General features: G+C 70.9%; 22 protein-coding genes. 8 read left to right on the top strand and 14 right to left on the bottom strand.

The features are described from left to right. Window positions 1-462 precede the first annotated feature (462 nt). Both TsocGM_RS26880 and TsocGM_RS26885 read left to right on the top strand, forming a co-directional pair. The gene (locus TsocGM_RS26880) at window positions 463-1,149 is read left to right on the top strand and encodes a fused DSP-PTPase phosphatase/NAD kinase-like protein (protein WP_233578459.1); all 687 of its coding nucleotides are present in this window, start codon (window positions 463-465) and stop codon (window positions 1,147-1,149) included. Then, window positions 1,146-2,906, top strand: coding sequence for a hypothetical protein (locus tag TsocGM_RS26885; protein ID WP_233578462.1), 1,761 nt, complete (start codon window positions 1,146-1,148; stop codon window positions 2,904-2,906). Before TsocGM_RS26880 ends, TsocGM_RS26885 begins: the two co-directional genes overlap by 4 nt. Before the next feature lie 128 nt (window positions 2,907-3,034). Here the strand turns inward: TsocGM_RS26885 and TsocGM_RS06495 are convergent, their stop codons facing one another. From TsocGM_RS06495 to TsocGM_RS06505, 3 genes are all read right to left on the bottom strand, one after another. Beyond that, complete coding sequence (locus TsocGM_RS06495; RefSeq protein WP_126724492.1) at window positions 3,035-3,787, bottom strand: lipoate--protein ligase family protein; 753 nt, start codon at window positions 3,785-3,787, stop codon at window positions 3,035-3,037. Between the two features lie 148 nt (window positions 3,788-3,935). Beyond that, on the bottom strand, window positions 3,936-4,385 hold the full coding sequence (locus TsocGM_RS25865; protein WP_158633406.1) for a cytochrome c: 450 nt from the start codon (window positions 4,383-4,385) through the stop codon (window positions 3,936-3,938). Between the two features lie 677 nt (window positions 4,386-5,062). Beyond that, on the bottom strand, window positions 5,063-6,388 hold the full coding sequence (locus TsocGM_RS06505) for a hypothetical protein (protein WP_126724494.1): 1,326 nt from the start codon (window positions 6,386-6,388) through the stop codon (window positions 5,063-5,065). 455 nt (window positions 6,389-6,843) lie between these two features. Here TsocGM_RS06505 and TsocGM_RS06510 point away from each other — a divergent pair, with 455 nt between their 5' ends. Continuing rightward, a complete protein-coding gene (locus TsocGM_RS06510) occupies window positions 6,844-7,338 on the top strand; it encodes an acetolactate synthase (protein WP_126724495.1) in 495 nt (164 codons plus the stop codon). A gap of 320 nt (window positions 7,339-7,658) precedes the next feature. On the opposite strand, the gene TsocGM_RS06515 is transcribed toward TsocGM_RS06510, so the two are convergent. Next, complete coding sequence (locus tag TsocGM_RS06515; protein ID WP_233578466.1) at window positions 7,659-8,459, bottom strand: Rad52/Rad22 family DNA repair protein; 801 nt, start codon at window positions 8,457-8,459, stop codon at window positions 7,659-7,661. Between the two features lie 403 nt (window positions 8,460-8,862). Here TsocGM_RS06515 and TsocGM_RS06520 point away from each other — a divergent pair, with 403 nt between their 5' ends. Beyond that, window positions 8,863-9,858 carry an alpha/beta hydrolase family esterase gene (locus TsocGM_RS06520; RefSeq protein WP_126724496.1) on the top strand — a complete coding sequence of 332 codons (996 nt, stop codon included), beginning with the start codon at window positions 8,863-8,865 and terminating at the stop codon, window positions 9,856-9,858. Window positions 9,859-10,142: 284 nt separating this feature from the next. Here the strand turns inward: TsocGM_RS06520 and TsocGM_RS06525 are convergent, their stop codons facing one another. Together TsocGM_RS06525 and TsocGM_RS06530 are read right to left on the bottom strand one after the other, a co-directional pair. Continuing rightward, complete coding sequence (locus TsocGM_RS06525) at window positions 10,143-10,379, bottom strand: hypothetical protein (RefSeq protein WP_126724497.1); 237 nt, start codon at window positions 10,377-10,379, stop codon at window positions 10,143-10,145. Continuing rightward, on the bottom strand, window positions 10,348-11,208 hold the full coding sequence (locus TsocGM_RS06530) for a hypothetical protein (RefSeq protein WP_126724498.1): 861 nt from the start codon (window positions 11,206-11,208) through the stop codon (window positions 10,348-10,350). Before TsocGM_RS06530 ends, TsocGM_RS06525 begins: the two co-directional genes overlap by 32 nt. A 1,080-nt stretch (window positions 11,209-12,288) precedes the next feature. On the opposite strand from TsocGM_RS06530, the gene TsocGM_RS06535 reads away from it, so the two are divergent. Both TsocGM_RS06535 and TsocGM_RS06540 read left to right on the top strand, forming a co-directional pair. Further along, window positions 12,289-13,878: a thioredoxin domain-containing protein gene (locus TsocGM_RS06535; protein ID WP_126724499.1), complete on the top strand. Its 1,590-nt coding sequence runs from the start codon at window positions 12,289-12,291 to the stop codon at window positions 13,876-13,878. Between the two features lie 293 nt (window positions 13,879-14,171). Continuing rightward, window positions 14,172-15,059, top strand: a complete 888-nt coding sequence (locus TsocGM_RS06540) for a transposase (protein ID WP_126724500.1) — start codon at window positions 14,172-14,174, stop codon at window positions 15,057-15,059. On the opposite strand, the gene TsocGM_RS25870 is transcribed toward TsocGM_RS06540, so the two are convergent. Together TsocGM_RS25870 and TsocGM_RS06545 are read right to left on the bottom strand one after the other, a co-directional pair. Beyond that, entirely contained in the window at window positions 14,996-15,244 is a 249-nt protein-coding gene (locus tag TsocGM_RS25870) for a hypothetical protein (RefSeq protein WP_158633407.1), read from the bottom strand. The two genes, TsocGM_RS06540 and TsocGM_RS25870, sit on opposite strands and share 64 nt — an antisense overlap. Next, window positions 15,235-16,125: an SDR family oxidoreductase gene (locus TsocGM_RS06545; protein ID WP_158633408.1), complete on the bottom strand. Its 891-nt coding sequence runs from the start codon at window positions 16,123-16,125 to the stop codon at window positions 15,235-15,237. Before TsocGM_RS06545 ends, TsocGM_RS25870 begins: the two co-directional genes overlap by 10 nt. Window positions 16,126-16,288: 163 nt before the next feature. On the opposite strand from TsocGM_RS06545, the gene TsocGM_RS06550 reads away from it, so the two are divergent. Then, complete coding sequence (locus TsocGM_RS06550) at window positions 16,289-17,185, top strand: ParB/RepB/Spo0J family partition protein (protein ID WP_126724502.1); 897 nt, start codon at window positions 16,289-16,291, stop codon at window positions 17,183-17,185. A gap of 244 nt (window positions 17,186-17,429) precedes the next feature. After that, window positions 17,430-19,121, top strand: coding sequence for a glycosyltransferase family 39 protein (locus TsocGM_RS27555; RefSeq protein WP_261341623.1), 1,692 nt, complete (start codon window positions 17,430-17,432; stop codon window positions 19,119-19,121). A 49-nt stretch (window positions 19,122-19,170) separates the two neighbouring features. Here TsocGM_RS27555 and TsocGM_RS06560 read toward each other — a convergent pair whose 3' ends face one another. The 6 genes from TsocGM_RS06560 to TsocGM_RS25875 form a co-directional block, all read right to left on the bottom strand. Continuing rightward, window positions 19,171-20,775 carry an MFS transporter gene (locus TsocGM_RS06560; RefSeq protein WP_126724504.1) on the bottom strand — a complete coding sequence of 535 codons (1,605 nt, stop codon included), beginning with the start codon at window positions 20,773-20,775 and terminating at the stop codon, window positions 19,171-19,173. 253 nt (window positions 20,776-21,028) lie between these two features. Next, complete coding sequence (locus tag TsocGM_RS06565) at window positions 21,029-21,451, bottom strand: hypothetical protein (protein ID WP_126724505.1); 423 nt, start codon at window positions 21,449-21,451, stop codon at window positions 21,029-21,031. 97 nt (window positions 21,452-21,548) lie between these two features. Further along, window positions 21,549-22,859 carry a Gfo/Idh/MocA family protein gene (locus TsocGM_RS06570; RefSeq protein WP_126724506.1) on the bottom strand — a complete coding sequence of 437 codons (1,311 nt, stop codon included), beginning with the start codon at window positions 22,857-22,859 and terminating at the stop codon, window positions 21,549-21,551. 356 nt (window positions 22,860-23,215) lie between these two features. After that, on the bottom strand, window positions 23,216-23,521 hold the full coding sequence (locus tag TsocGM_RS06575) for a type II toxin-antitoxin system RelE/ParE family toxin (protein WP_126724507.1): 306 nt from the start codon (window positions 23,519-23,521) through the stop codon (window positions 23,216-23,218). Next, the gene (locus TsocGM_RS06580; protein WP_126724508.1) at window positions 23,518-24,081 is read right to left on the bottom strand and encodes a hypothetical protein; all 564 of its coding nucleotides are present in this window, start codon (window positions 24,079-24,081) and stop codon (window positions 23,518-23,520) included. Before TsocGM_RS06580 ends, TsocGM_RS06575 begins: the two co-directional genes overlap by 4 nt. Window positions 24,082-24,413: 332 nt before the next feature. Beyond that, the gene (locus TsocGM_RS25875) at window positions 24,414-24,578 is read right to left on the bottom strand and encodes a hypothetical protein (protein ID WP_158633409.1); all 165 of its coding nucleotides are present in this window, start codon (window positions 24,576-24,578) and stop codon (window positions 24,414-24,416) included. Between the last annotated feature and the right edge of the window lie 42 nt (window positions 24,579-24,620).

The following is a 24,620-nucleotide window of genomic DNA, read 5'->3' on the forward strand; positions in this document are numbered from 1 at the left end:
GTCCGGGGCGAGTTCGTTCGGTCTCGGGCCGGGAGGGGCCGAAACGCCCTCCCGCCCCCGGGTCCCGTTGTCTCGTTCGCCAGTGATTCCCGTATCGTAGCCGTCCTCCCGACGCGGCCACAACCCGACCGACGCCGGACGATCCCCTTCCGCCGCGAGGTTGCGGGCCGCGTCGGGGCCTTTTACGACCATCGCCCGGAGTTTGTGCGATCGCCCCCGGCTCGGGCCGAGTCCGTCGGCCGGGAGCCGCCCTCATCAATCCATTAATCCATTGCACCAGCACTCCATCGCTCGAGGCCGATCCCGCGATCCGATCCGGGTTGACCGCCCCGGCCGACCGGACTACGATCCGCCCGCCCGACGGAGGGGGGAGCGAAGGCCCCTGCGCACCCGGAATCCCCGACGACGAGCCCGCCCGTCGGCGTCGCATCGGATGGACACGGACGGATCCGGGAGGTGATCATGCGCATCGCGATGGCCGCGGCGCTGGCGGCGGTCGTCGCCGGGGCGGCGACCTGGCTGACGATCGAGGTCCGGGCCAACCGCCTGGTCTGGGACCACTTCGACGTGGTCACCCCCGGCGTCCTCTACCGATCCGGCCAGCTCACCCCCGAGCAACTGGCCGAGGCGATCCGGACCTATCGCCTGAAGACGGTCGTCAGCTTCCACCTGCCCGGCCCCGAGGTCGAGGCCGAACGCCGACTGGTCGAGCGCCTCGGCGCCGAGTTCCTCCACCTCCCCATGCCCGGCGACGGCTTCGGCCGCGAGGACCAGTTCCGGGCCGTGCTCGACGCGGTCGACGACCCGACCCGCCGCCCGGTGCTCGCCCATTGCGCCCGGGGCACCTGCCGAACCGGGGCGCTGGTGGCCCTCTACCGGATGGACCGCCAGGGCTGGACGATCGACGACGTGGCCGAGGAGATGCGCCGCCAGGGCTACCGCGACGGCTGGCTCTGCGGCTACGTCTACGGCATGGTCGAGCCCTGGCCGACCGACAACTTCCCCGGCATCCCCCCCCGATCCAACGGGTTGGAACTCCCGGCCGGAGGCGACGAGCCCGTGCCCGACCCCGGCCCGCTGCCCCCTGCCGGACTGGCACCAGAGACGAGCGATCGCGACCACGACGAGCACGGAGGCCCCGTCCGATGAGCCGAGCGACGACCACTCCCGAGGTGATCGCCCCCCGCCGACTCCGGGCCGACGTGCCAATGGCCGGCGGTTGGCCGGCCTGGGGCGAACTGGCAACGGCCGCCGCCCTGGCGGTGATCGTCGCCTGCACGCTCATCGGCGCCGGCAACCTCGACCTCGGGCCGCTCGAGGCCCGGCTCGGCATGGCCGCCAGCGACCGGATCGGCCCGTTCGGCCTGGTCTACGGCGCCTGGGAGCCCGGCCTGCTGGCCGGCCGGGTGCTGCCCAGCCGCGTCTGGGCCTGGTTCCTCGGCGGCGTGACCGCCACCGCGGCCGCCGTCCGCTGGCCGGAGGCGATCGCCGCGAGCCTGATCGCCCTGCTCGCCTGCCGACGGCTGGGGGCGACGCTCGGCCCGAGGGCCTCCCTCCTGGCCGCCCTGGCCGCCGCCGGGTCGCTGGCGATGATCGACCGCTCCGCCGCCGGGCTCGGGGCCCTGGACGGGGCGATCGCCTGGCTGACGCTCGGCCTGACCGGCAGCCAGGCGCTGATGCTTAAGCCGATCCTCCCCGATCCGAACCTCGTGGGAGGGCTCTTCGCCGTCCTGGCGCTGGACCGCCTGCGGTCGATCGGGGCGGACCTCCGCGTCGGCCTGCTGGCCGGGCTGGCGGGGCTGGCCGGAGGCTGGCCGATGCTGGCGGCGGTGCTCGTGCCGGCCGTGGTGCTCGGCACTCGGGAAGGGGCGAGGCCCGGCCGGGCGGCGGCCGGGGCGCTGGCGATGGTCGGGGCGTGGTCGCTCTGGGCGTGGTCGACGGCCCGGTTCGAGGCCTGGGCGGCGGCCGTCGCCCTGCCGCTGATGAAAGGCCCGGCCTGGACGCTCATCCCCTGGGCGGTGGCGTATGCCCTGCCGTGGTCGCCGATGGCCGCCCTGCTCGGGTTCCGATCGGTTCGCCAGGGGCTCTCGGGCGAAGGCCGCGCGCTGGTGTTCGACTGGCTGAAGATCGCCGCCGCCCTGGCCCTGGCCGGGACCCTGGTGCCGGGCCTCGGCGACGCGGGCCGGGTGCCGATGCTCTTCGGCCTGGCGGTCGCCTCGGCCGCCGGGCTCGACCGCGTGCTCGGCGGCTGGTCCGACCTGTCGGCCGGCGCGAGGCGGTGCTTCTGGGCGGCGGCGATCTCGGCGGCGATCGGCTGGGCGGCGCTCGCGACCCCGATCTTCGGCTACGTCGCGGCGGCGATCGGCGCGTATCGCCCGCTGGCGCTGGTGCTGATCGCCTCGGGCCTGGCCGCTCCCGCGGTGGCGATCGCCGGCTGGTGGGCCGGCCGGCCGGCGGTCGGAGTCGCGGCGGTGGTGCTCGTGGTGGCGGCCCTGAAGCTGGCCCACTGGGGAGTGGTCGTCCCCGAGTGGAACTACCGGCAGAGCCAGGGGCCTTGGGGCCGGGCGATCGGCCAGTGGATGCCCCGAAAATCGACGCTCTATTTTCTCAACAGCACCGCCTTCGACGACACCATCCCCGACCGAGACCGCTGGCCCGCCGACCTCGCCTTCCACGTCGGCCGCCGCGTCCGGCAGCTCCCCTCTCCCGAGGCCCTGGGCCTGGAACCCGAGTCCCCCTCGCCCCACTTCGTGCTGCTCCACCCCTCGGAGTTCGAGCACTGGCCCTCCTCGGCTCCCGAGCTGGTTCTCGTCCGAACGCTCCAGGACCGCTACGGCGAGCCCCGGGTTCTCGCCCGGACCGCCGGCCCCTTGTACCCGGATCGCCGGGAGGAGCTGGGCGAGTAAACCCCTCCCCGGAGAATTCCACCGCCCCCCCTCCCTTCCGGAAGCGGGGCGCAGCGGGGCGGGGCGGGGCGGGGGCATCCTGGCAAGTCGCCCCTCCTCGGACGCTCCTCCTGCCGGAGGATCGGGCCTCAGAACCGCTCGATCCAGGCCGGGTCGGCGTACTTGCTCGCGACCAGCTCGGCGACGAGGCCCTCGGGCACCGGGGGAGCGTCCGGCAGGCAACCGGGAGGAAGCCAGGCGTCCCGGACGGCCTCGAGGAGGGCGTCTCGGGACAGCGGGAGGAGAGTGACGAACTCGTCGTGAGCCCGGCCGGCGCGATACTCCGGCTGGCGGCGAGGAGGGGCGCCAAGGTACCGGGCGATCCGATCGACCGGCAGGCCGTAGAGGATCGAAGCGTGCACGAGAAAACATCGCTTTAATCGTCGCTGGGCGCTGCCGGAGAACTTCCGGCCGCCGAGCGTCAGGTCCCCCGAGCCGAGCACCTCGACCGGGAGCCCGAGCGCCCTCAGGCGGTCGGCGATCCGGCCCAACACCCAGCGCTGGGCCTCGTCGACGGCGCCGAGGCCCGGCGCCGAGGCGATCGGCAGAATCATGGAGACGTTCAGCGCCCCCGGGCCGATGAGCACGGTCCCTCCCCCGCTGGCTCGCCGGGCGATCGGCACGCCGTCCCGGCGGCAGGCGTCGACGGCGACGTCCTCGCCCATCCGGCAGGAGGCGCCCATCACGACCGCCAGCTCCGGCAGCTCCCACCAGCGGAGCACGGCCGGGGAGCCCTCGCGGTCGGCCTCGATCAGCAGCGCCTCGTCCAGCGCGAGGTTGGCGAACACACCCGGCAGGGTGAGCCCGAGGGCGAGGAACGGGGGCAGGTCGGGATCGGGCATCGGGGGGAACGGCCGGAACGATGGGGGCCGCGGCCGCCAGGCGTCGAGTCGGATGCGAGCGGCCCCCGGCGCGCGCTGAGGCCCGAGGCCCAATCGGGTCGGGCCTCGGGCGGAGCGATTCCGGTGGATCGGGCCAGGCGGGAGGCGATCAGAAGTCGTCTTCGACGCGGAAGACCTTGTGGCACTCGGCGCAGGCCTTCTTGACCTCGGTGTGGGCGTCCTTGGCCAGCCCCTGGTCGCCGGCCTCAGCCTGCTTGACCAGCGTCTCGGTGTGCTTGATCATGTCGTCCATCAGGGCCTGCCACTTCTCCTTCGGCTTCTCGACGTCCTTGGCCTTGTCGAGCGCCTCCTCGTTCTCCCGGGACTTCTTACCCAGCTCGACGAGCTCCTTGGCGAGGGAGACGATCTCGTCCTGCGACTTCTTGAAGGAAACCGGGGTGCGGATGTAGCGGTTGATCTTGTTGTTGGCCGTGCTGACCTTTTCCATCAACTCCTCGAGCGTCTCCTCCTCCTGCGGGGCGGCGGCGGAGAGGCCGGCGGTGAGGATGGCGACGCACGAGACGCTGGCGGCCAGCGCGAGCCACTTGCGCAACATCATCGATGACGACTCCCGGGTGATGTTGTGAGGAAAACCGTGCGGAAGGTGGGACGAGTCGGCAGGGGGACGGTGTCGGCGCGAGGACGCCGGCCGCCGGCCCGGTCGTGGATCCTTCAGGCGGTCCTGCCACCATAAACTCCTTCGATCGGGGATGCAAGCGGCAGCAATCGCCGACCGCCCCCCGGAGCAGGGTCTGTTCCAGGGGGATTCCCTTCGCGCAGAGCCCGTCCTCGCGTTGCCGATTCGAGATTCCTCCGACGCGATCGAGGGCTCCCGAGGGGCCTCGGATCGGGAATCGGGCATGACCGCCCATCGCTCCTCGCGGAAAGTTGGTGACGACCGTCCCGCTCCGCGTCTCGTCGACAGGAGGAGGCATCCCCTGCCCTCGCCGATGGGCCTGGCCATCGTCGCCAGGATCGTTGGCAAAAGCCGGACCAGCCAGCAGGCGATCCTCCCAGACGGCTCCGGAGCGTGGCGGAAGGCTCCTCCAAAGGCGAGAGGCCCGGCGCCCCCGGGCCGGCCTCGCTCAACGCGATCCGGCGCGGAGGACCGGGCCCCTCGCGTGTTCCATCGGTCTGGTCGGGGAGCGTCGATCGCCGATCGACCCGTCCGACCCCGACCCCGACCCCGACCCCGATTGGGGAGCGGTCGGATCCGCTCCCCGATCGGCTCTCGGCTCAGAGTCCGTTCAGCTCCAGAGAGGCGGCGCGGGCCCCTGCGGCCGGGACGACCACCTCGGCCGACCGCAGCGGGCCGATGCCGATGGCCTCGAACGGGACCATCGCCCCGCCCTCGGCTGAGGCGTCCAGCGTCAGACCGGCGAGGGTCATCGGCAGGCCATTCTCCACCACCAGCTTGGTGCCGCCCTCGACCTGGGCCGACCGGCGGACCTTCACGAACTGAGTGGCCACCGCCCGATCGATCGCCGAGGTGAGCATGCCGCCGTCGATCGACGAGGCGGGAGCGTCAATCACGAGCTTGGCCAGGCCGCCGTTGGTCCACGACCGATCCCGGCCGAGGCCGTGCACCGCGATCCGGCCGGTCGTCTGGCTGTCGGTCTGCGAGGAGAGCGACACCACCAGGTACAGCGCCGGGCCCGACGCCACCGGCTCGTCCGCCCCGAGCACCACCCGGGCGGGCAGGCCGAAGACCATCGAGCCGTCGATCGCCTCGGCCAGTCGGTTGGCCTCGGCCGCCAGGTCCCCCTCTCCCTGCACCCGGACGAACACGCGACCGGCGGTCAGGTAGGCCGGATCGACCAGGTCGGTCCCGGAGGAAGCGTCGAGCGCCTCGATGAAGCGGTCGGCCAGCGCCAGTTCCCAGCGGTTGGCCAGCTTGGGGGCGAGCCGCTCGACCTGGGCGACGCTCAGGCCGTTGCAGGTGTGCCACATGACGACCTGGGCCACCCGTCGGCCGGTGCCGTAGGTCGCCAGCGACCGCAGCGCCTTCTGCACCCGGGCGTCGGAGGAGTACTCCGAGATGTCCATCAGGACAAATCGGTTGGTCGGATTCGGATCCGGCAGGCCGTAATTCAGGCAGACCGCCGGCATGCGGACGGCGACCTCCTGGCCGGCGGGGACCGTCACCGAGGCGGCCGTCGAGCCGCCGGAGACCGGAACCGACCGGAAGCCGGGGGCCAGCGCCTCGCCGGGGGTGTCAAAGCGGCCGAAGGCCTCCGGCTGGTTGCCCGGGGTGCCCAGGCCCATGCTCTGGAACTGGCCCGAGGCGGCCGAGGCGACCAGGCCGGGAGGGAGGATGACGTGCAGTCGCTTGGCCGAGGTGTTCCTCAGCCGGAGCTCGACCGTGTCGCTGCCGGCGCCCCGGGCCTCGACGGCGAGGTCGCCGGCACGCTGGGCGCGGAGGATGTCGATCGTCTCGCCGAGCATCGCCGCGCCGGGGGGCAGCTCGGCGGGCTCCTGGGCCCGGCTCTCCTGGCCGAGCGTCGCGAAGAGCAGGCCCGCGGCCGCCCCGGCCCGGACCAGGTCTCGCAGTCGCCAGTTCATGGTCACCACCTCTGATCGGGAGCGACCCCTCGGCGCGGGATGCCACCCCCCGGGGGGCGACGTCGGCCCGGGACCCTCCCTCGGCTTCCGGTTCCGATCCGAAGCGGGACCGCCCTCGCCCTTCGGCGTCGCCGGCACGCCCGGCGCGGCGGCCCAATCCCAAGGGACGCTCGGCGCGCCCCGGGGATTCGATCCTCGCTCGTCACCCTTCCATCGGCTTCCGGACGCCCCCGGCTTTCCCAAAATGCCCCCGCCCGCCCCCTCGCCGGACCAGGCGGCCCTTGAAGTCGGCCAAACTCGCCGATTGACCGACGTGCGATCCATCGTTACATTTTGGACGGCCACCGGTTACGCCGAGGCTCGGTCCTCCGCCATTTCGAGGGCGGCCCGGGGCCCTCTCCCCCCGGGTGGGATCTCGGCATCGCATCGGCTCCAGGGATGATCGGGGAGACGCCATGAGCTTGGGCGAAGGAGGAGGCGAGAGCGGCCTGGGGTTCGAGACGCTCGAAGGCTATTCCTGGCCGACGGTGACACAGTTCTCCGTCTTTCTGGAGAACCGGGTCGGCCAGCTCCTGGAGCTTGTCCGCTCGTTCACCGGCACCAAGGTCCGCATCGTCGGGCTGTCGATCGCTGATTCGGCCGACTGCTGCATCGTTCGGATCATGCTCAGCCACAGCGAGCAGGGCCGCGAGATCCTGCAGCATTCCCGATTGCCCTACGCCGAGAACGAACTGATTGTCGCCGAGTTGACCGCCGGCTCCCGCACCCTCTCCGACATCTGCGCCGCGCTGCTTCAGGGCGAGGTCAACATCCACTACGCCTACCCGCTGATCGTCCACCCCCACGGCCGGGCCGCCGTGGCCATGCACATCGACAACGTCGAGCTCGCCGGCCAAATCCTCCGCTCCTCCGGCTTCGAGGTCCTCAGCGAGTCGGACCTGCGGACCTGAACCTCGGGGGAAGGTCGATGCCCCTCCCGAGACTCCCGAGGGTGATCCGACTCGGGAGCGTCGCGGTCCCCTCCCGATCTCGGACCCGATCCGTCAGCCGGCCGAGAACGGCCGACCGTCGCGACGAATTCGCCCCGGACCCTGGCCGGGGCGTCGGCCTTGCGCCCTCGCTTGCCCCAGCGGGTCGCGTCGAACGAAAAACGCCCCGAGGCCGCCAAGCAGCGGCCCCGGGGCGTCGGCCTCAAGGGGGCTCGGACCCGACGGCGAGGGGTCCGGGGTCGGGCTGGCTCCGATCGCCCGGGCCTCGCGGGATCGTCGGGTCAGTTCGCCAGCGCCTCCTCGTAGGCCTCATTACGGTCGGGCTGGCTGGCCTGGATCTTCCGGGTCGCCTCCTGGTAGGCGTTGGCCACCTGGTCAGAGTCCCAGTCGACCATGCGCCCCGGATAGTCCTGCAGCTTGCCCCATTTGTTCAGGTATTGCAGCAAACCGACCTCGTGCCGCTGCTCCTGGTCCTTCACCCAGGCGAACAGCGCCCGGCCCGATCGCGGCGGCGATCCGACCACGCCTCCCGCGCCCCCGTGGCCCTGCCCCTGCCCCTGGCTCTGGCCCTGCCCCTGCCCCTGGGACTGGCTTCCCCGGGACGGCCATTCCCGACGCGAGGAGGCCTCGGCCGACTGGGCAGGAGGGGCCGACGAGATCGTCGGCTGCGGCTCTCCCGAGGAGAGCTCCTCGCCGGGAACACGGTCGCGGACGAACTCCGGCACGCCGTCCCGGTAGAGGTACCGAGCGACGCCGAACTTCACGGCGGCGCGCTTGAAGGCGTCGGAATAGCCGCTCTTGTCGTCGTCCCCCTGGTCCGACATCCCGGCGTAACCGCCGGCGTCGGCCTTGGTCAGCGTTGATCCGTCCGGCAGTCGAATCGTCAGCTTGCAGAGGACCGAGTGATCCGACGGAATGTACTCGTCCCACCAGTTTTCTGGCCCCAGGACGCTGTCGAGCCGGTTCATCGCCGTCCGGGCGGTGATGTAATGCAACTGCCGTCCGGCCTGCTGCCGGACCTTGACCTCGTGCGACGCGAACGGCGCGGCGAGGGCCGCGAACATGTCCGGAAACTTGGTCATCGAGTCACGCCCCCCGGAGGATCGGACGCACCGAACTCTTTTTGGTGCAACGCATTGCGCCTTGGATTCGGTCGCCGCCCTCGCTGTGATGAACCACCGGGTGCAATGCCGGGCCCAGCTCGGCCCCGGCTCCAGGGACGTTGGCCAGGGAGTCCCGAGCCGCGATCCACTGTACGGATTGTAGGACGTGCACCACATAGTGTCAATGGGTTCAGTATTGACGAGTGTGCGGCGAAACCGTCCGATCGGACGGGTACGGGATTTGTTCTCCCTCCGTATCCACATGCATCTCCACCATCTCCACCCCCGGCGATTCCTTCCCGGAACGAGTCGGGGGGCTCCCACTCTCGCCGCCGGGAAGGTGTGAACTCCCGGCGGTTCGCTCAAGAGGAACTCAAGACCGATGCCGATCTGGTCACCCGTCGTGTTCGCGATGCTCGGGACGATGACCTCGGACGCCCCCGCCGGGCTCGAGGTCGGAACGACGAGCGCCCGATCGCTGGTCGTCGGCGAGTTGGAGCGGACCTACCGCGTCTACGTTCCCCAGGGATGGTCCCGGCCCGCTCCCGCGGTGTTCGTTTTCCACGGAGAGGGGGGGACCTCCGAGACGATTCAGCGCTATTGCCGGTTCGACCCAATCGCCGACGAGGAAGGATTCGTGGTCGTCTACCCCCAGGGGGTCGGCCGGAACTGGGACTACGGCCCGGACGCCCCGGTCGTGCGGAGCCGGGGGTTCGGCGCCCTTTATTCCCGGGACGCCACCAGCGAGGAAACCGACCAACGGGTCGACGACGTGGCGATGGTCCGGGCCGTTGCCGAGGAGTTGGGGGAGCTTGGCCTGATCGACCTGGGCCGAGTCTTCGCCACGGGCATCTCCAGCGGCGCGATGTTCTGCCACCGGCTCGCCTCCGAGGCCTCCGACCTCGTGACGGCGGTCGCTCCCGTCTCCGGAGGCATGGCCGAGCCGGTCGCCGAGCGGTTCTCCCCTGAGTTCCCCGTCTCCCTGATGGCGATCATCGGCGAGGACGACCCCCTGATGCCCGTCTCCGGCGGGCCGGTCGCGCCGCTTCTGCCCCAGGACCGCGGCCGGGTCGCCCCGGCCGACGCGACGATCGCCCGCTACCTGGAGCGAGACGCCATCCAGGGCCTCCCCACCGTCACCGTCCTGCCCGACAGTCCCGAGGACGACGGCACCACCACGAGAGTCTTCTCCTATCCCTCCGGTCGCGGAGGGGCCCTCGTCTGGGTCTACCGGATCGAAGGAGCCGGCCACAATTGGCCCGGACGGCCGCTCAATTACCACGTCCAGATGGTCGGCAAGGCGAGCCAGGACTTCGACGCCAGCCTCGCCATCTGGGACTTCTTCAAACGCTGTCCCTCGCGACGGGTGGATCGCTGATCCCTTTTCTTCAATGGCCGTCAGGAGGCGGCGGACGGACGGCGATCGCCGAAGGAGGGCGGGAGGAGGACGGGGTCGGCCGGGGAGCGGATCGCCCCGAGGTTCCTGCTCCCCACCCCTGGTTCTGGGGAGGCCCGAGCCTCCCTGGTCCGATCGCTGACCCACCCGTTTCGAGAGGAGCCAATCGTTGCCAGAACGCGACGAGGCCCCGAGCCCGGGAAGGTGTCCCAGGCTCGGGGCCTCGTCGCGGATGATCGGAGTCCGGGCGGATCGAGGAGGGAGGCTCAACCGGAGACGGTCGTGCTGAACCCGTACTGGTTGAGCTTCACCACCAGGAAGAGGCATCCCAGAACCATCGCTCCGAGGGCCACGCCCAGCAGCACGACGAAGATGTCGCTCTTGGCCTGCTGGACGTAGACGCCCCGACCGCCGCGCTGGGCGGGGATGGCCTGGGAGCGGCCCGATCGGGCCGCTCTCCCGGCGCCGGACCTAGCTGTTCGGCTGGATCTTGCCTGCGACATCATCTCCCTCCATCACCTTGCGGCCGAGGTATGGCTCGGTCACGCGGGCGACGGCCTTGTCGGCCTCGGTGAGCGTGACCTTGATCTTCCCGATGTACTGCGGCGAGCCGCCTCGCCGGAAGACGAAGTACTCCTGACCGGCGACGACGCCGTCGTCCGAGCCGATCGAGATCTCGATGAAGTCGCTGGCCACCCGGAGGACCTTGCCCTCGATGTCCGGCGACACGACGACGCCCTGGGCCGCCTGTCGGATGCGGTTGCGATCCGACGGCAGGCCCCGGCTCTCCAGATAGTTCTGATAGTCGGCCAGAGCGTTCCGGAGATCCTCGTTGTTCCGCGTGGCGGTGCTGAGCAGCCGCTCCAACTGGAAGATCTTCTCGTTGAGCTGCGACTGCTGGGCCGCGTAATCGTTGGCCACCTTCTGGGCCGCCTGGAACTGCTCGCGCAGTTGGGCGGCTTCCTTGGTCGCCGCCTCGGCGAGCTGGACCTGGGTCTGGGTGGTCCGCTGGGCCTCCTCGACCTGGGTGCGGAGGCTGGTGTTCTCGCTCTCGAGCTGGTCGATCGCGGTCTGAAGCTGGGAGGCCTGGGCCTCCAGCTGGGCGATCTGGGCATCTCGGGCGTTGATCTCGCCGGTCAGGCTGGCCTTCTGGGCCTCCAGGTCGCCCTTGGCGGTGTTGAGCTGCTGCTGCAACTGGTCGCGATTCTGGGTCACCTTGGCGTATTCCTCCCGCCAGTTGGTCGAGGCGGTCATCACCACCGTCGACAGCGCGAGGAAGAACAGGGCGAAGGCCAGGATCACGATGACGAGGATTTTTCCGACGAACGTCATGGTCCCATCCCGTTGCGATCGGAGTCAGACGGTCGGCCGCCCGGCCCACGTCGGCACGCCTGGGGTCGGCGAGGCGAGAGGGGGCTGGACCGTGGACTGGGTGGAGGTGAACTCGACCGAAGCGGCGAGCGGCCCGGAACCGGGCCGTTGCGGAGCGAGCGACATCTCCATGCAGTGTAGCGCACGAGATGAGTGCTCCACAAGTGACCCGCCGGGGACGACTTCCGTGATCGGCCGGGGCGCGGGGGCGGGTGAGGCGTCCTTCGGGGACGGGCCGAGTCGCCGCGATCGCCGTCCGACCTGGCGGACTGGACCAACTCTATCCGACCATCCGCCCCCCGGCAAACCGTTCGCCCGTTTCCGACGACCCCGGACCGGAATTGGTTCCCTGGCCCTCCGTGTCTTCCTCACCACCGGCGCAGGCCGCCTCTCGGCCGTCCCGAGTTTTCGAGATTCCCTCCAGCCGGCCGGCGTCCCGGCCGATAACTGATCTGGTGCTCCATGCCTGCTCCGAGTAGAAAGAGGCCCGCCAGCCGTGGACGTGCCCCCGACCGACGCTCGACGAGCCCCAGGGAGGGTGATTCCACCCCCCCCCACCGCTCGACGACCGCGCCGAGGGCCCCAAGCGGCGGCACCGGGACCCGACATGAGGTCGGGCCCCGGGGTCGGTGACCAGGGGCCAGTCCAAGGAAGGGCCGGGGACGCTCCCCGGCAAGCACTCTCCTCTCTCGATTCCTCCCCTCTTTCCTCGGCGCATCGCCGGCCGACTCCGGTCGCCGGCACCGCCCTCCCCTGGCCGATCTCCCGGGCCGCAGCGGCCCCGGGACCGATCGGCGCGTGGGACCGGGTTGATGCGTTCGCCTCTCGTCTCTCGTCCTCATCCTCGGTGGTTTCCCGAAGCCGTCGCACCCCGACGGCCCCTCCCGGGCCGGGCCGATCGCCCGCCCCCGGAGGGTACGATCGCGGCCGATCCGCCCCGACGGGACGGGACGGGCTCCCCCTCGCCGGCCGACCGGCGAGCGGAGGCCCTCCCTGCCCGACGCCTCGGCTCGCCGCCCGGGAAGAAGGAGTCCTCGCGGCATGACCACCGCCCCCTTCCTGCTCTCGCTCGTGCTGGCGACCCTCCCCGCCCCCGCCTCCTCCCCCCCGGGGGAGGCCCCGGCTGGAGCCTCCCGGGGGCCGGCGATCCTCGACTTCCACGCCGACTGGTGCGCCCCCTGCAACCAGATGCGGCCCCGAGTCGAGCTGCTCGCCCGCAAGAACTACCCCGTCCGCTCCATCGACGTCGATCGCCAGCCCGAGCTGGCCGAGCGGTTCGGGATCCAGAACATCCCCACCTTCATCATCCTCGACGCCGAGGGGCGCGAGGTCGCCCGTCGCGAGGGGATCGTTGAGGCCCGGGAGCTGGCCGACCTCTACCGCGACGCGCTCGGCCCGACTCCCGTCACCAACCCCTCCCGGCCCCAGGTTCGCCCGGCCTCTTCCGGCTCCGGCTCCGCCCGGCTCGGGCCGCTGCCGGATCCCTGGGCCACTGTGGTCCGGATCCGGGTCAAGGAGCGTAACAAGATCGGTTACGGCTCCGGCACCGTGATCGAGAGCAACGAAGACGAGGCGATCATCCTCACCTGCGCCCACATCTTCAGCATCGATGGCCCCCAGCCCCGCCCGGAGCAGTTTTCCCGGATGTACCCGGTGCTCGTCGAGCTCTTCGACGGCAAGCTTGGCGGTCCCGGCGGCCAGACCGTCCGCCCCGTCGGCCAGCCGATGCCCGGCGAGGTCATCGACTACGACTTCGACCGAGACGTCGCTCTGGTCCGCATCCGGCCCGGCCGCATCGTCCCGTCGTCCCGGGTCGTCCCCCCGCGCTGGAAGCCCGAGGCCCGCATGGGCATGTACACCGTCGGCTGCTCCCACGGCGAGGACGCCACCGCCTGGAACACCGTCATTTACGCCCCCAGCTCCCGCTACCAGGTCCCCGGCAAGCGAAATTACGACGCGATCGAATGCCTGCACTCGCCGAAGCAGGGCCGATCCGGCGGCGGCCTCTTCACCGAGGACGGCTACGTGGCCGGCGTCTGCAACTTCGCCTTCGACCGCTCTGTCGGCCGCGGCCTCTACGCCTCCCCGAAGTCGATCTACGCCATCCTCGACCGCAACAACATGAGCCACCTCTACGAGGAGCGCCGGCCCGGCCTGCCCCCGTCCATGATCGCCTCCAACACCCCGCCGCCCGCCTCCCGGCCCGGCGCCGGGGCAGGCGCCGGTGGTCTCGGCGATGCTGACGCCGACCCGATCGTCCGGCTCCAGAACGACGAGGACGTGGCCGTCGCCGGCCGCAATTCCCGAATGCTCAGCGTCCCTCCGATCGAGGTCCCTCCCCCCGAGTTCTTCAACATCACCCTCCCCGACGCCGATCCGGCCTCCTTTGGTTCATCGTCCTCGGGCGATCCCCGATCGACCCCGGCCCCCACTCCCGCCGTCGGCCACGGCTCCGGCCCCGTCCGATCCGGCTGGGTGCCCGTCTCCCCGGGAGCCTCTTCCGCCCCCTCTTCCCCCCCCCGGGGCGACCGCTTCTCCCGGCGTCCCGCCTCCGGAAGCGCTGCCTCCCCTCCGGCCGGCCGGCCCGACCGTCGCGACTGGCCCGCCATCGGCTCCCGGGAGGGGCGTTGAGGCCGACGCCTCGCCCTCTCCCGACCTCGACCCCCGTCCCCGACGCCCCGGTCGCGGCCCTCTCTCCCTCCCCGCCCCGGGGCGCTGGAACCTCGGCGGTTCGGTCCTCCCGGCCTCATCCGGCCTGACCCGGCCTGGCCCGACCCCTTCCGCCGAGGTTCCTCCCCTGCGTTCTCCGACCTCGGGGGGCGATCGAGCGCCGGTCCTGCTGCCGACCCATCGGCCGTCGCCCCGTCCTGATCGCCTTCGCCATCCCTCGGGTCGCCTGCTCCGACTGCGGCGCGATCCGCCCGGTGGTCCTCGGCTTCGCCGCCGCCCGCCGCGGCTCCACCCAGGCGTTCGAACGCCACGCCCTGGACCTGTCGCGGCCCATGACGGTCAACGCCGTGGCGGAGCACCTCGGCGTCGGCGGGGACGTCATCAAGGACATCCCGAAACGCGAACCGCACCGGCGGTTCGCCCGGCCGAGGCTCGTTCGCCTGAGGCGGATCGCCATCGATGAGATCGCCGTCGGCCGGCGCCGCTTCTTGACCGTGGTGCCGGACCTGGACAGCGGTGCGGTGGTCTTCGTCGGCGAGGGCAAGGGCGGCGACACGCTCACGCCCTTCTGGCAGCGGCTGCGGCGGGCCGGGGCGAAGGTCGCGGCGGTCGTCGTCTGCGACCGCTTCCTCGTCGTCAAGCGCTTCATCACGCGGCTCTCCGACCTGCGGCGATCGCCGCACCGCCGGGCGGCCGAGCAGCGGAGGAAGGTGCTCAAGGGATCGCGGTGCCTGCTGCTGAAGAACCCGGAGAACCTGGACCCCGACCGGGACCAGGCGACGCGGCTGGCCGAGGCGCTGAGGCTCAACGAGCCGCTGGCCGCGGCGTACTCCCGGAAGGAGGACCGGCGGCGGTTCTGGGCCCAGCCCGACACGGCGTCGGCAAGCACGTTCCTCGACGATGGGATCACACCGGCGCGGGCCTCAGGGGTCGCGATGCTGGGCAAAATGGCCGACACGCGGGAGCGCCACCGGGACGGCCTGCTGGCCGACTCCGACCACCGCATCAGCACCGGGCCCCGGGAAGGAACCAATCACCAGATCAAGACCAGGACGCGGCTTGCGTACGGCTTCCGTGATCAGGAATTCTTCCAGCCGAAGATCCTGGCGATCCACGAGGCGACGTCCGCGTTCGTCGGATGAGCCGTCGTTGCGTTCCTCTGCTCTCCTCTGCTCTGCTCTCCTCTCCTCTGCTCTCCTCTCCTCTCCTCTGCTCTGCTCTCCTCTGCTCTCCTCTCCTCTCCTCTGCTCTGCTCTCCTCTCCTCTGCTCTCCTCTCCTCTCCTCTGCTCTGCTCTCCTCTCCTCGTCTGATCGTCCTCAGCCCCATCTCCGGCAGCGCTCGAGCCCCTCCTCCAGCGCCGGCCGATCCAGGCCCGGCAGCCATTCCGCCAGCCGAGTCGTGTCGAGCGAGACGTCCGCCGGTCGGGGCTCGGGGCCGGGGGAGTCGGCCTGTCGGTTCGGAACGATGAGGTCGGCCGGCATCCCCTCCCGGCTGGCGAGCCGGCGCAGCAGCTCGAACCGGCTGACGCGAGCCGCCCCGGCCACGTGAACGATGCCGATGGCGTCGGAGCGGTCGAGCAGCAGGACGAGCGCCTCGGCGGCGGTGGCGTAGTCGAGGGGCGTCCGGAACTCGTCCTCGAACAGGGCGCGTCGCTCCCCCCGGCGCAGGGCGTCGAGGAGGCAGTCGAGGGACGTCGGCCGGCCGCACCGGGAGGGGCCGTAGAGCAGGCCGATCCGGGCGACGAGGAGGCCCGGGTGGCGGAGGACCGCCCGTTCCCCTTCCCGCTTCGACCGGCCGTAGGCCAGGATCGGCTCGGCGGGGTCTTCCTCCCGCCACCAGGGCCGGGAGCCGTCGAAGACCAGATCCGTCGAGGCGAAAACCAGCCGACGGCCTCGCCGGCTGGCCCAGTCGGCGATCTCCCCGGTCGCCTCGACGTTGATCCGACGGGCCCGCTCCGGGTTGTCCCGGGCCTCGTCGACCCGGCTCACCGCCGCCAGATGGAGGATCGCGCCGGGGTCGTCCCGATCGAGCGCGGCGGCCAGCGCGCCGGGGTCGGCCAGGTCGACCGGGACGATCGGGATCCGGCCCCGATGCCCCCCGGTCGATCGGCTCCAGCCGACGACCTCGCGTGCCGTCCCCTCCAGCCGGTCGAGCACATACGAGCCGAGCTGCCCGCTCGCCCCAGTCACCACGATCCGATTCGGCATCGGCCGACCCCTCCCCTGGCTCCCCTCCCCGATCGGGTTGCGGTTCACAGTCGGGGGATCTTCGGCTAAATTCCGCCCCGTGTCGACCCCGCCCCCGGTCGCTCGGCGAGCGGGCGGGGCCGTCGGATCGTCGCCCTCCGGGGGCGGCCAGGGAGGGCCGCGCATGGACGTCCGAGAGCTGCCGGTCGACGAGATCGTCCTCGACCCGAACCTCAACCTCCGCGACCGCCTCGACCCCGAGGCCGTCGAACGCTATGCCGAGTCGGTCGAGGATCTGCCTCCGGTCACGGTCTTCGACGTCGACGGCCAGTGGCTGCTTGCCGACGGCTTCCACCGCCACGCGGCGTTCGTCTCCCGCAACAAGCCGAGGATCCCCTCCCGGGTTGTCGGCGGGACCTACCAGGAGGCCCTCCAGCACGCCGCCCTCGCGAACCTGACCCACGGCCTGCCCCTCCGCCGCCAGGAGCGCCGCCGAGCCGTCGAGATCCGCCTCCGGCTCGACCCCGAGCGCTCCGACCGCCAGCTCTCCCGGGAGCTGGGCGTCAGCCGGGACCTCGTCGCCAAGGTCCGCCACGATCTGGTGGGAGCCGGCCAGATCGGCCCCGGCGAGGGCCGCCTCGGCGCCGACGGCAAGTTCTACCCCCACCCCGGCCTCTCCCGGGACCCCAACGAGCTCCTCCCCGGCCGCGACTCCATGCCCGAGGAGCCCCGCTCCCGACGCCCCTCCGACGACGACGAGGACGCCGATCGCCCCCCCCGACGCGGCCGGGACGATCCCGGGGCTGATCCCGCGTCCGCCCCCCCCGACGACGGTTTCCCCCCCGGCTTCCCCGGCGCCGAGCTGCGCGACCTCGCCCGGTCCGGCCCCGTCTCCGTCTCGACCCCCACAATCGACGAAATGCTCGAGCTCATGGCCCGACAGGTCATGGAACTTGTCTGCTGGATCGAGGGGGACGACTTCCCCCCCGCCTACGCCTCCGCCGGCGACCAGCCCCGCCAGCGCTTCCAGGTCGCCGTCCGCACGCTCGCCGAGACGGCCGACCGGCTGGAACGCGGATGACGTTGATCCATCTAATCGTCTGACCGCATGATCGCGTGAAGACCAGAGGCGCCGATCGGGTCCAGCCGACGCCCCCCCAGGACCCCGGGCGATCGATCGGCGGGTCGCCGTCGGGAAGGCTTGGGGAGGCCCGGGTCGTCGCTCCCCCAGGCTCGGAGGCCTCCCGACCGGGACCTCGATGCCGGAATCCTCCACCCTCCCCGTCCCGCCTCTCCCCTTCGGAGGACTGCCCCCCGTGCGACCGATGACCCCCGACCCGGACGACGACGCCCCCTGCCTCGCCCCCGCCGAGCCCGACCCGGCCCGGCTGGCGCGCTGGGCCCTCGGCTTCCTCGCCCTCGGGGTCGTCCTCCGCCTGGTGCGCTTCCTGCTGCGCTACCCGCTCTGGCACGACGAGGCGTTCATCGCCGTCAACTTCATCGACCGGGGCTTCCGGGAGCTGGCCCTGCCGCTGGATTACCTCCAGGTTTGCCCGATCCTCTTCCTCTGGGTCGAGCGGGCGATTGTCGGCCTGCTCGGCTTCAACGAGTGGTCGCTCCGGCTGTTCCCGACCCTCTGCGCCATCGGCGGCCTGGTGCTGTTCGATCGCCTCGCCCGGCGCACGCTGCCCGGGTGGGGCTACCCGATCGCCGTCGGAATTCTCGCCGTCTCCTACTCGCCGATCCGACACGGCAACGAGGTGAAGTCCTACGCGACCGACCTGCTGGCCGCGACCGCCCTGCTGTGGCTTGCCTCCCGATGGCTGGCCGAGCCGAGCCGGTCGCGCTGGCCCTGGGCGCTGGCGGCCGTCGCGCCGGCCGCCCTGGCGGGCTCGCTGACGGCCGTCTTCGTGGTCGGCGCGATCGGCCTGGTAACGGCCCCGGTCGCCTGGAGGTCCGGCCGGGCCCGGGTCTGGGCGGCCTTTGCCGCCTTCGGCGCGACCTCGGCGGCCACGTTCCTCGCCCTCTTCCGCTTCCACCTCTCGACGGCAAGGAGCGAGTGGCTCCGCACCGAGTACCTCCTCCCCTACTGGGCCGACTCCTTCCCCCCGCTGGCCGACGGGCCGCTGGCCGTCTCCTGGTGGCTCGTCCGCATCCACGCCGGCAACCTGCTCTCCTACCCGATCGGAGGAGATCACGGCGCCAGCGCCGCCTCGCTCGCCCTGGTCGTCGTCGGCCTGATCGCCCTCCTGAGGACGCGACGATGGGGGCTGGCGGCTCTGCTGGTCCTCCCCTTCGCCCTGAACCTGGCCGCGGCCGCGCTCGGGCGCTATCCCTACGGCGGCGAGGCCCGGATCGCCCAGCACCTGGCCCCTTCGGCCTGCCTGCTCGCCGGCCTGGGGGCGTCCCGCCTCATCGAGCGGTGCCGGTCGGCGGCTCGGGCGGAGCGACTCCGACGGCTGGCGATCGCCGGCCTGGGGCTGATCGGCCTCGGCCTGCTCGTCCAGCAGATCGTCTGGCCCTATCATATGATCAGCGCCGCCCGGGATCGCGAGTTCGCCCGCTGGTTCTGGCCCGAGCAGGCCCGAGCGGCCAAGGTCCTCTGCCTGAAGGCCGACCTCGGCCTCGACTTCGAGCCCCGGCAGTGGAACACCGGCATCTCCGCCTCCTACCTCTGCAACCGAGCCATCTACGACCCCGGTTTCCCCCCGGCCCCCGATCCCGATCCCGACTCCGACTCCGCCCCCGACGGCCGAGCCCGCCCGATCCGCTTCGTCCTCTTCCACGTCGACAGCTACCCGACGCCGATCGACTCCCCCGGCTTCCGCTCCTGGTTCGATGCCATGAGCGCTCGCCACCGCTTCCGCCGCATCGACTCCTACGTCGTCAACGCCGATCGCGGCGAGACCGGCTGGAAGGTCGGCCGCTACTGGGTCGTCGAGTTCGACCCCGAAGCCAGGGAGGAGGCGGCCCCTCCTCCCGAACTCGCCTCCCGGCCTCCCGCTTCCCGACGCTGAGGCATCCCCGGCCCCTCCTGACGCCCCTTCGGCGTCCCTCCAACCGGCATCAGGTCTCGGCGGTCGCGGCGAGGAGGTCGGAGTCCTTGGCGGAGACGGCAGGGGCGTCGGGGCGATCGACGGCCCTGCCGCCGGCGAGGCGCCAGGCGCAGCAGACGCCGATCGCGGCCAGGCCCGTGACGAGGAGGAAGACGTCGCGGAGCGACCGGCCGAGCGCCGAGCGAACGGCCAGAAGCTGATCGGGAGCAAGCCGATCGTGCGTCTCGGGACGCAGGGCGGCGGCGATCTCGACGCCCGAGAGGCCGCCCAGCCGCCAGGCGAGCAGATGGCCAAGAGCGGCGCCGAGCAGCCCGACGATCACCGCCCCGCCAATCATCCGGGAGAAGATGACCGAGCCGGTGGCCGCTCCTCGGCGTTCCCAGGGAACGGCATTCTGCACGCCAAGGATGTAGCTTAGCGAGGTGGGCCCCATTCCAAAGCCGATGACCCCCATGCCGATCAGGAAGGCCAGGCGGCTCCATTCGGGGAGGATCGCGCCGACCACCAGGACCAGCGAGCCTCCCGCGATGAAGCTGGAGCCAATCACGGCCGTCCTGCGGAACCCCCAGCGGGGGACGACCTTCGCGGCAATGAAGACGCTGATCGACCAGGAGGCGAACAGCGGCATGATCGCCCTCCCCGCCGAGGTGGCCGACCCGCCCCGCACCCCCTGAACAAACAAGTGCACATAGGTGTCGATGGCGATGAGCAGGCCTCCGATGAGGAAGCTGCCGGCGATCGACGCCGCCAGGGAGGGCTGAGCGAGCAGGTCGAGGGGAAGCACCGGATCGGCCGCTCGCCGCTCCTGGCGGAAGAAGAGGGCGAGCAGGACAACGGCCAGGGCCAGCAGCCCCGCCTCCCCCTCCCACGATCGGCCCTCGCCGCCGACCACAGCCAGCAGCAGGGCCGACGTGCCTCCGGTGAGCAGGGCCGCCCCCCGCCAGTCCAGGGGTTGCGACTCGCGCTCGGCGACCGTCTCGCGCACCCGGAGGGCGAGGATCAGCATGGCGACCAGCCCGAACGGCACGGAGACGAAGAACACCCATCGCCAGGAGAGATGGTCCGTCAGCGCCCCTCCTAGGGCGGGGCCGGCGATGCTCGAGACCCCCCAGACCCCGCTGAAGAGCCCCTGGACCCGGGCCCGCTCCTCCAGCGTGTACAGGTCGCCGAGGATCGTCAGCACGATCGGCGCCACCGCCCCGGCGCCGAGCCCCTGGACGGTGCGCATCGCGATCAGCTCAGGCATGCTCCGGGAGAAGCCGGAGAGGATCGACCCGAGGCCGAACAGCCCGAGGCCGAACAGCAGAACGCGCTTGCGGCCGTGGCGGTCGGCAAGCTTGCCGTAGAGCGGCGTGGTCACGGTCGAGGCGAGCAGGTAGGCCGAGAAGACCAGGGCGTAGATCTCGACCCCCTGGAGCCGGGCGATGATCGTCGGCATCGCCGGGGAAACCACGGTTTGCTCCATCGCGGCGACCGCCATGCCCAGCATCAGGGCGACGGTGATGATCCGACGATCGGAGGCGCTCCCCGCCCCCGGGCCGGCCTCCGGACTCGCGATCGGTTCCGCATCCTGAGACGGCGCCGACTCCTCGGCCGATCCGGCTTCCCCTTCCATCGTCCTGAGCTCCCTCCAATCCTGGGTCGGTCTGGACTCTCGCCCATTCTAGGACCGGAGCCAAGGGGAGCCGGTTCGGAGCAACGCCTCGTGTTCGACACCACCGCTCCCCCTCTCGGAAACAGACCGGTCGAGGAGGGGGCCAGGCGCCTTCTCGAAGCGCCCAACCTCCCCGGAATCGCTCCATTTCCCCCGCTCCCCTCCGGTTCGGGGGGCGGGGGGCGGAGATCGGGCCGAGATCGGCGGGGGACCGTCAGTGCGCCTGATCGATGAAGAAGCCAAAGACCAGGGCGACGACGAGCAGCACGAGGCCGAACCAGGCAAGGTGGTACTGGAGGCCGAAGAGGCGCCGGAGGTTCTGGAGGGCGCTCATCAGATGCGGGATGTCGGCCCCCTCGGTGCGGGCGACGAGGAGGAACTCCCGGCCGCTGCGCATCGACCAGAAGCCGACGGCGGCGAGGAAGAGGGCGGTCAGCACGGCGACGATCGAGCCGCCGTCGATCCCCTCGTCCGGCGGGCGGTTCACGACCCCGGAAAACAGGGCGAGAGCGCCGAGCACCAGAGTCAGCAGACCGACAAAGTGCATCTTCGAGCCCAGATCGGCGATCAGCCGACCGTGCTCGGGGCCGAACTCGAACCGCTCGGGGGGATCGGCCGGCGCGGGGTGCTGGTCCATGAATCAACTCGTGATCGGACGAGAGGATGATGGGGGGCGTGGCGGATCCCCCTCGGCCCGGGACCGCCTCTCGGGGCGGCCCCGGGAGGCGGAGGGCTCAGACCTCGATGGACCAGGGGGAGCGCATCTCTCGCCGGAGCAGGGAGTTGGCTTCCTCGTCGCCGACGAACACCTCGGCCTCGGGATCCCAGGTGAGCTCGCGGCGGAGGTTCAGGGCGATGTTCTCCAGGTGGCAGACGGAGACGGAGCGGTGCCCGACCTCGACGTCGCAAATGGGCGTCTCCCGGCTGCGGACGCAGTCGAGGAAGTTCCCCATGTGGTCGTTGGAGACGTAAAGGCGGACGGCGTCGTCGCCCAGGGGCTCATCGAGCAGCGCCTGGTCGCTGGCGTCGATGCGGCCTCGGGAGACGAAGATCCAGCCGTCCTCTCCAGTGAAGAGGACGCCGTTCTCGCCGTCGCTCATGGTCTTGAGCACAGTACCGTTGTCGTAGGTGGCGGTGCAAACAAAGCGCTCGGGCATGTCGAAGCAGTTGGGCAGCACGGGCCAGGGGCTGCCTTCGGCGTCGACCTTGACGGGCCCGGAGCCGTCGTAGCCGAGGCCCCACTGCGCGATGTCGTTGTGGTGCGCTCCCCAGTCGGTCATCTTGCCGCCGGAGTAGGCGCGCCACCAGCGGAAGGTGTTGTGGCAACGCTCGGGGATATAAGCAACCTCGGGGGTCTGGCCGAGCCAGAAGTCCCAGTCCAGCTCGTCGGGGACGCGGGCCTCCTTGAACGGGCCGCCCTGGTCGTTGCGGCCGATGCGCGCCTCGACTTCGAGAACCTTGCCGATCCGGCCGTTGCGGACCAGCTCGCAGGCGAGGCGGAAGCGGGCGTCGGAACGCTGCTGGCTGCCGACCTGGAAGATGGTGTCTCGGGCGCGAACGGCCTTGACCAGCGCCTTGCCCTCGTCGAGCCAGAGGGTGAGCGGCTTCTCGCAGTAGATGTCCAGGCCCGCCCCGATGGCGGCCAGCGCCGGGATGGTGTGCCAGTGGTCGGGCGTGCCGATGGTGACGGCGTCGAGCTCCTCGTTGGCCAGCAGCTCGCGGAAGTCCTTGTAGATGGTCACGTCGCCGCCGCCCAGATCCGAGACCGCCTGCTCGGCATGCCGGCGATCGACGTCGCAGACGGCGACGAACTTCACGCCGTCCTTGCGGGCGGCCTCCATCATGATCCCCCGGCCCCGGCCTCCGACGCCGATGGCGGCCATGACGATCGTGTCATTCGGGCCAATCTTCTTCCGCCGGCCCTCCTGCTCCTCCTGCTGGGCGGCGACCACCTCCCGGGCGTACCAGGACGGCAGGCCGGCGGCGACCATCGCCGCCGTCGAGGCCCGCAGGAACCCTCGTCGCGACCAGTTTCCCTTGACCATGCCTCACTCCCGGTGGTGGATCCGGCGGGCGTCGGCGCCCGGTGGGGTGACCAGACCTCACGATAGCAGGCGAAGAGGCCGGGCGAAAGCGGCGGATCGCGCGGAGGGGAGCCCGAGGTCGGACCGACCGGGAGCCGCAGGCTGAACAGCGTCAGGCCTTGCAGGGCGGTCGGATCGCGAACCGGACAACGGACCTGACCCGCCTCGTCCACGGCACGGACGTCCTGGTCGCCGCGCAGCCCGAAGGCATGGTCAAGGAGGCGGGTGGACATGCGCCATGCTCCATACTGGACCTCTCCCCTGGAGCCGTTCCACGCAACTCCAGAAAGAGGCCAGCATGCCTGCCTTCGTTCAACTCAATGGACGCTTCCGCCGGAAGAACCCGAATAGTCGACGTGGCCGATGCCGATGACCTCCAAAGAGGCCTCATCCTGCCCGTAGTAGAAGATGATTGTGAAGCGGTGCCATTCGCTGCCTACGATGTAATCGCACTCGTGCATCATTCCGCCCGGAGGATAGGGCGGCGAGACGACCGGGCGACTTCCGTCGCCCGGGGAGTCGCCCAGTTCGCGAAGCCGACACTCCAGGAACGCCCGAAGATGGGCCGCGAGGCGGCGATAATCCTCTGCCGCCCGTTGGGTCAGTCTGACTTCGAAACTCATCTGTCCGATTCTGCCCCGGGATTGGGCAGAGGGGAGAATCGGCCCGCAGCCCGATCCGCAAGGCTGGTCAGGACGGACTCCGGCTCCAAGCCGGGGACGATGATCCGATCTCCCGTCACTTCGTAGAGACAGCCGTCTTGACCAATGGTGATCGGCCGAGGATTCTCAGGGAATCTCGCACTTCGATACAGGGCGTCGACCGCTGACCGATTGCGGCGGAATCCCGCTGCGCCCTCGACAAGCAAGCCTTGGCCTTCAAACCACCCGATGGCTTGGTCGATCTCGGAGCACACCTCGGACAATCGGCAGAGTGCCTCGGCGAGAGGACGTTCGGATTCGTAAGCCTCGGGAGGCATTGGCCTTGTCTTGGCTGCCAACCACTTCATCCCAAAGAACACGACGTTTCCGAGCAACCTGTTGAGCAGGGTGAGGCTGTCCTCGAATTCCCAGCACTCCGCGACCAACTTGTGATCGCGCATCGCCGCTTCGAGATCCCCCGTTAATTGCTGCGCGTAGGTAAAAGCGAAGCGCCCTGCATCGGCAAAAGCGTTATGCGACATGGGACTACTCCCCTTCCGGCCACGACTCCGCGCGTCTCATCGGAGGCCTCGATGATCGTCTCTCCAGCGGGTTGCCCCGCTGGGTGGCGACCCCGCGGATGCGCGCGACGGAAAGCCGGACATACAATGCCCTCTGTTTGAACTCCCGATTTGACCACAATTTGTGGCGATTGGAGCGGCTTTCATCCCGCCACGACTGACGCCCGACACGATTCACCGGACACCGTCCGGGCGCCTGTGAATCTCAATTGTACAGCCTAGCCCGCCCACGGAAAGACGCAAGGCGTGCGCCGCCGCGGCACATCGATGATCGCGAGCAACAGCAATCCGGTTCATCCGACCAACGCGTACGTCGCCTCGTGGATCGCCAGGATCCTCCGCTTGAAGAACTCCTGGTCGCGGACGCCATTTGCCTGGCGTTTCACCGCCTCGTCCACGGTGCGGACGTCCTGGTCGCCGCGCAGCCCGAAGGCATGGTCAAGGAGGCGGGTGGACATGCGCCATGCTCCATGCTGGACCTCTCCCCTGGAGCCGTTCCA

The sequence above is a fragment of the Tautonia sociabilis genome (assembly GCF_003977685.1).
GTDB lineage: Bacteria > Planctomycetota > Planctomycetia > Isosphaerales > Isosphaeraceae > Tautonia > Tautonia sociabilis.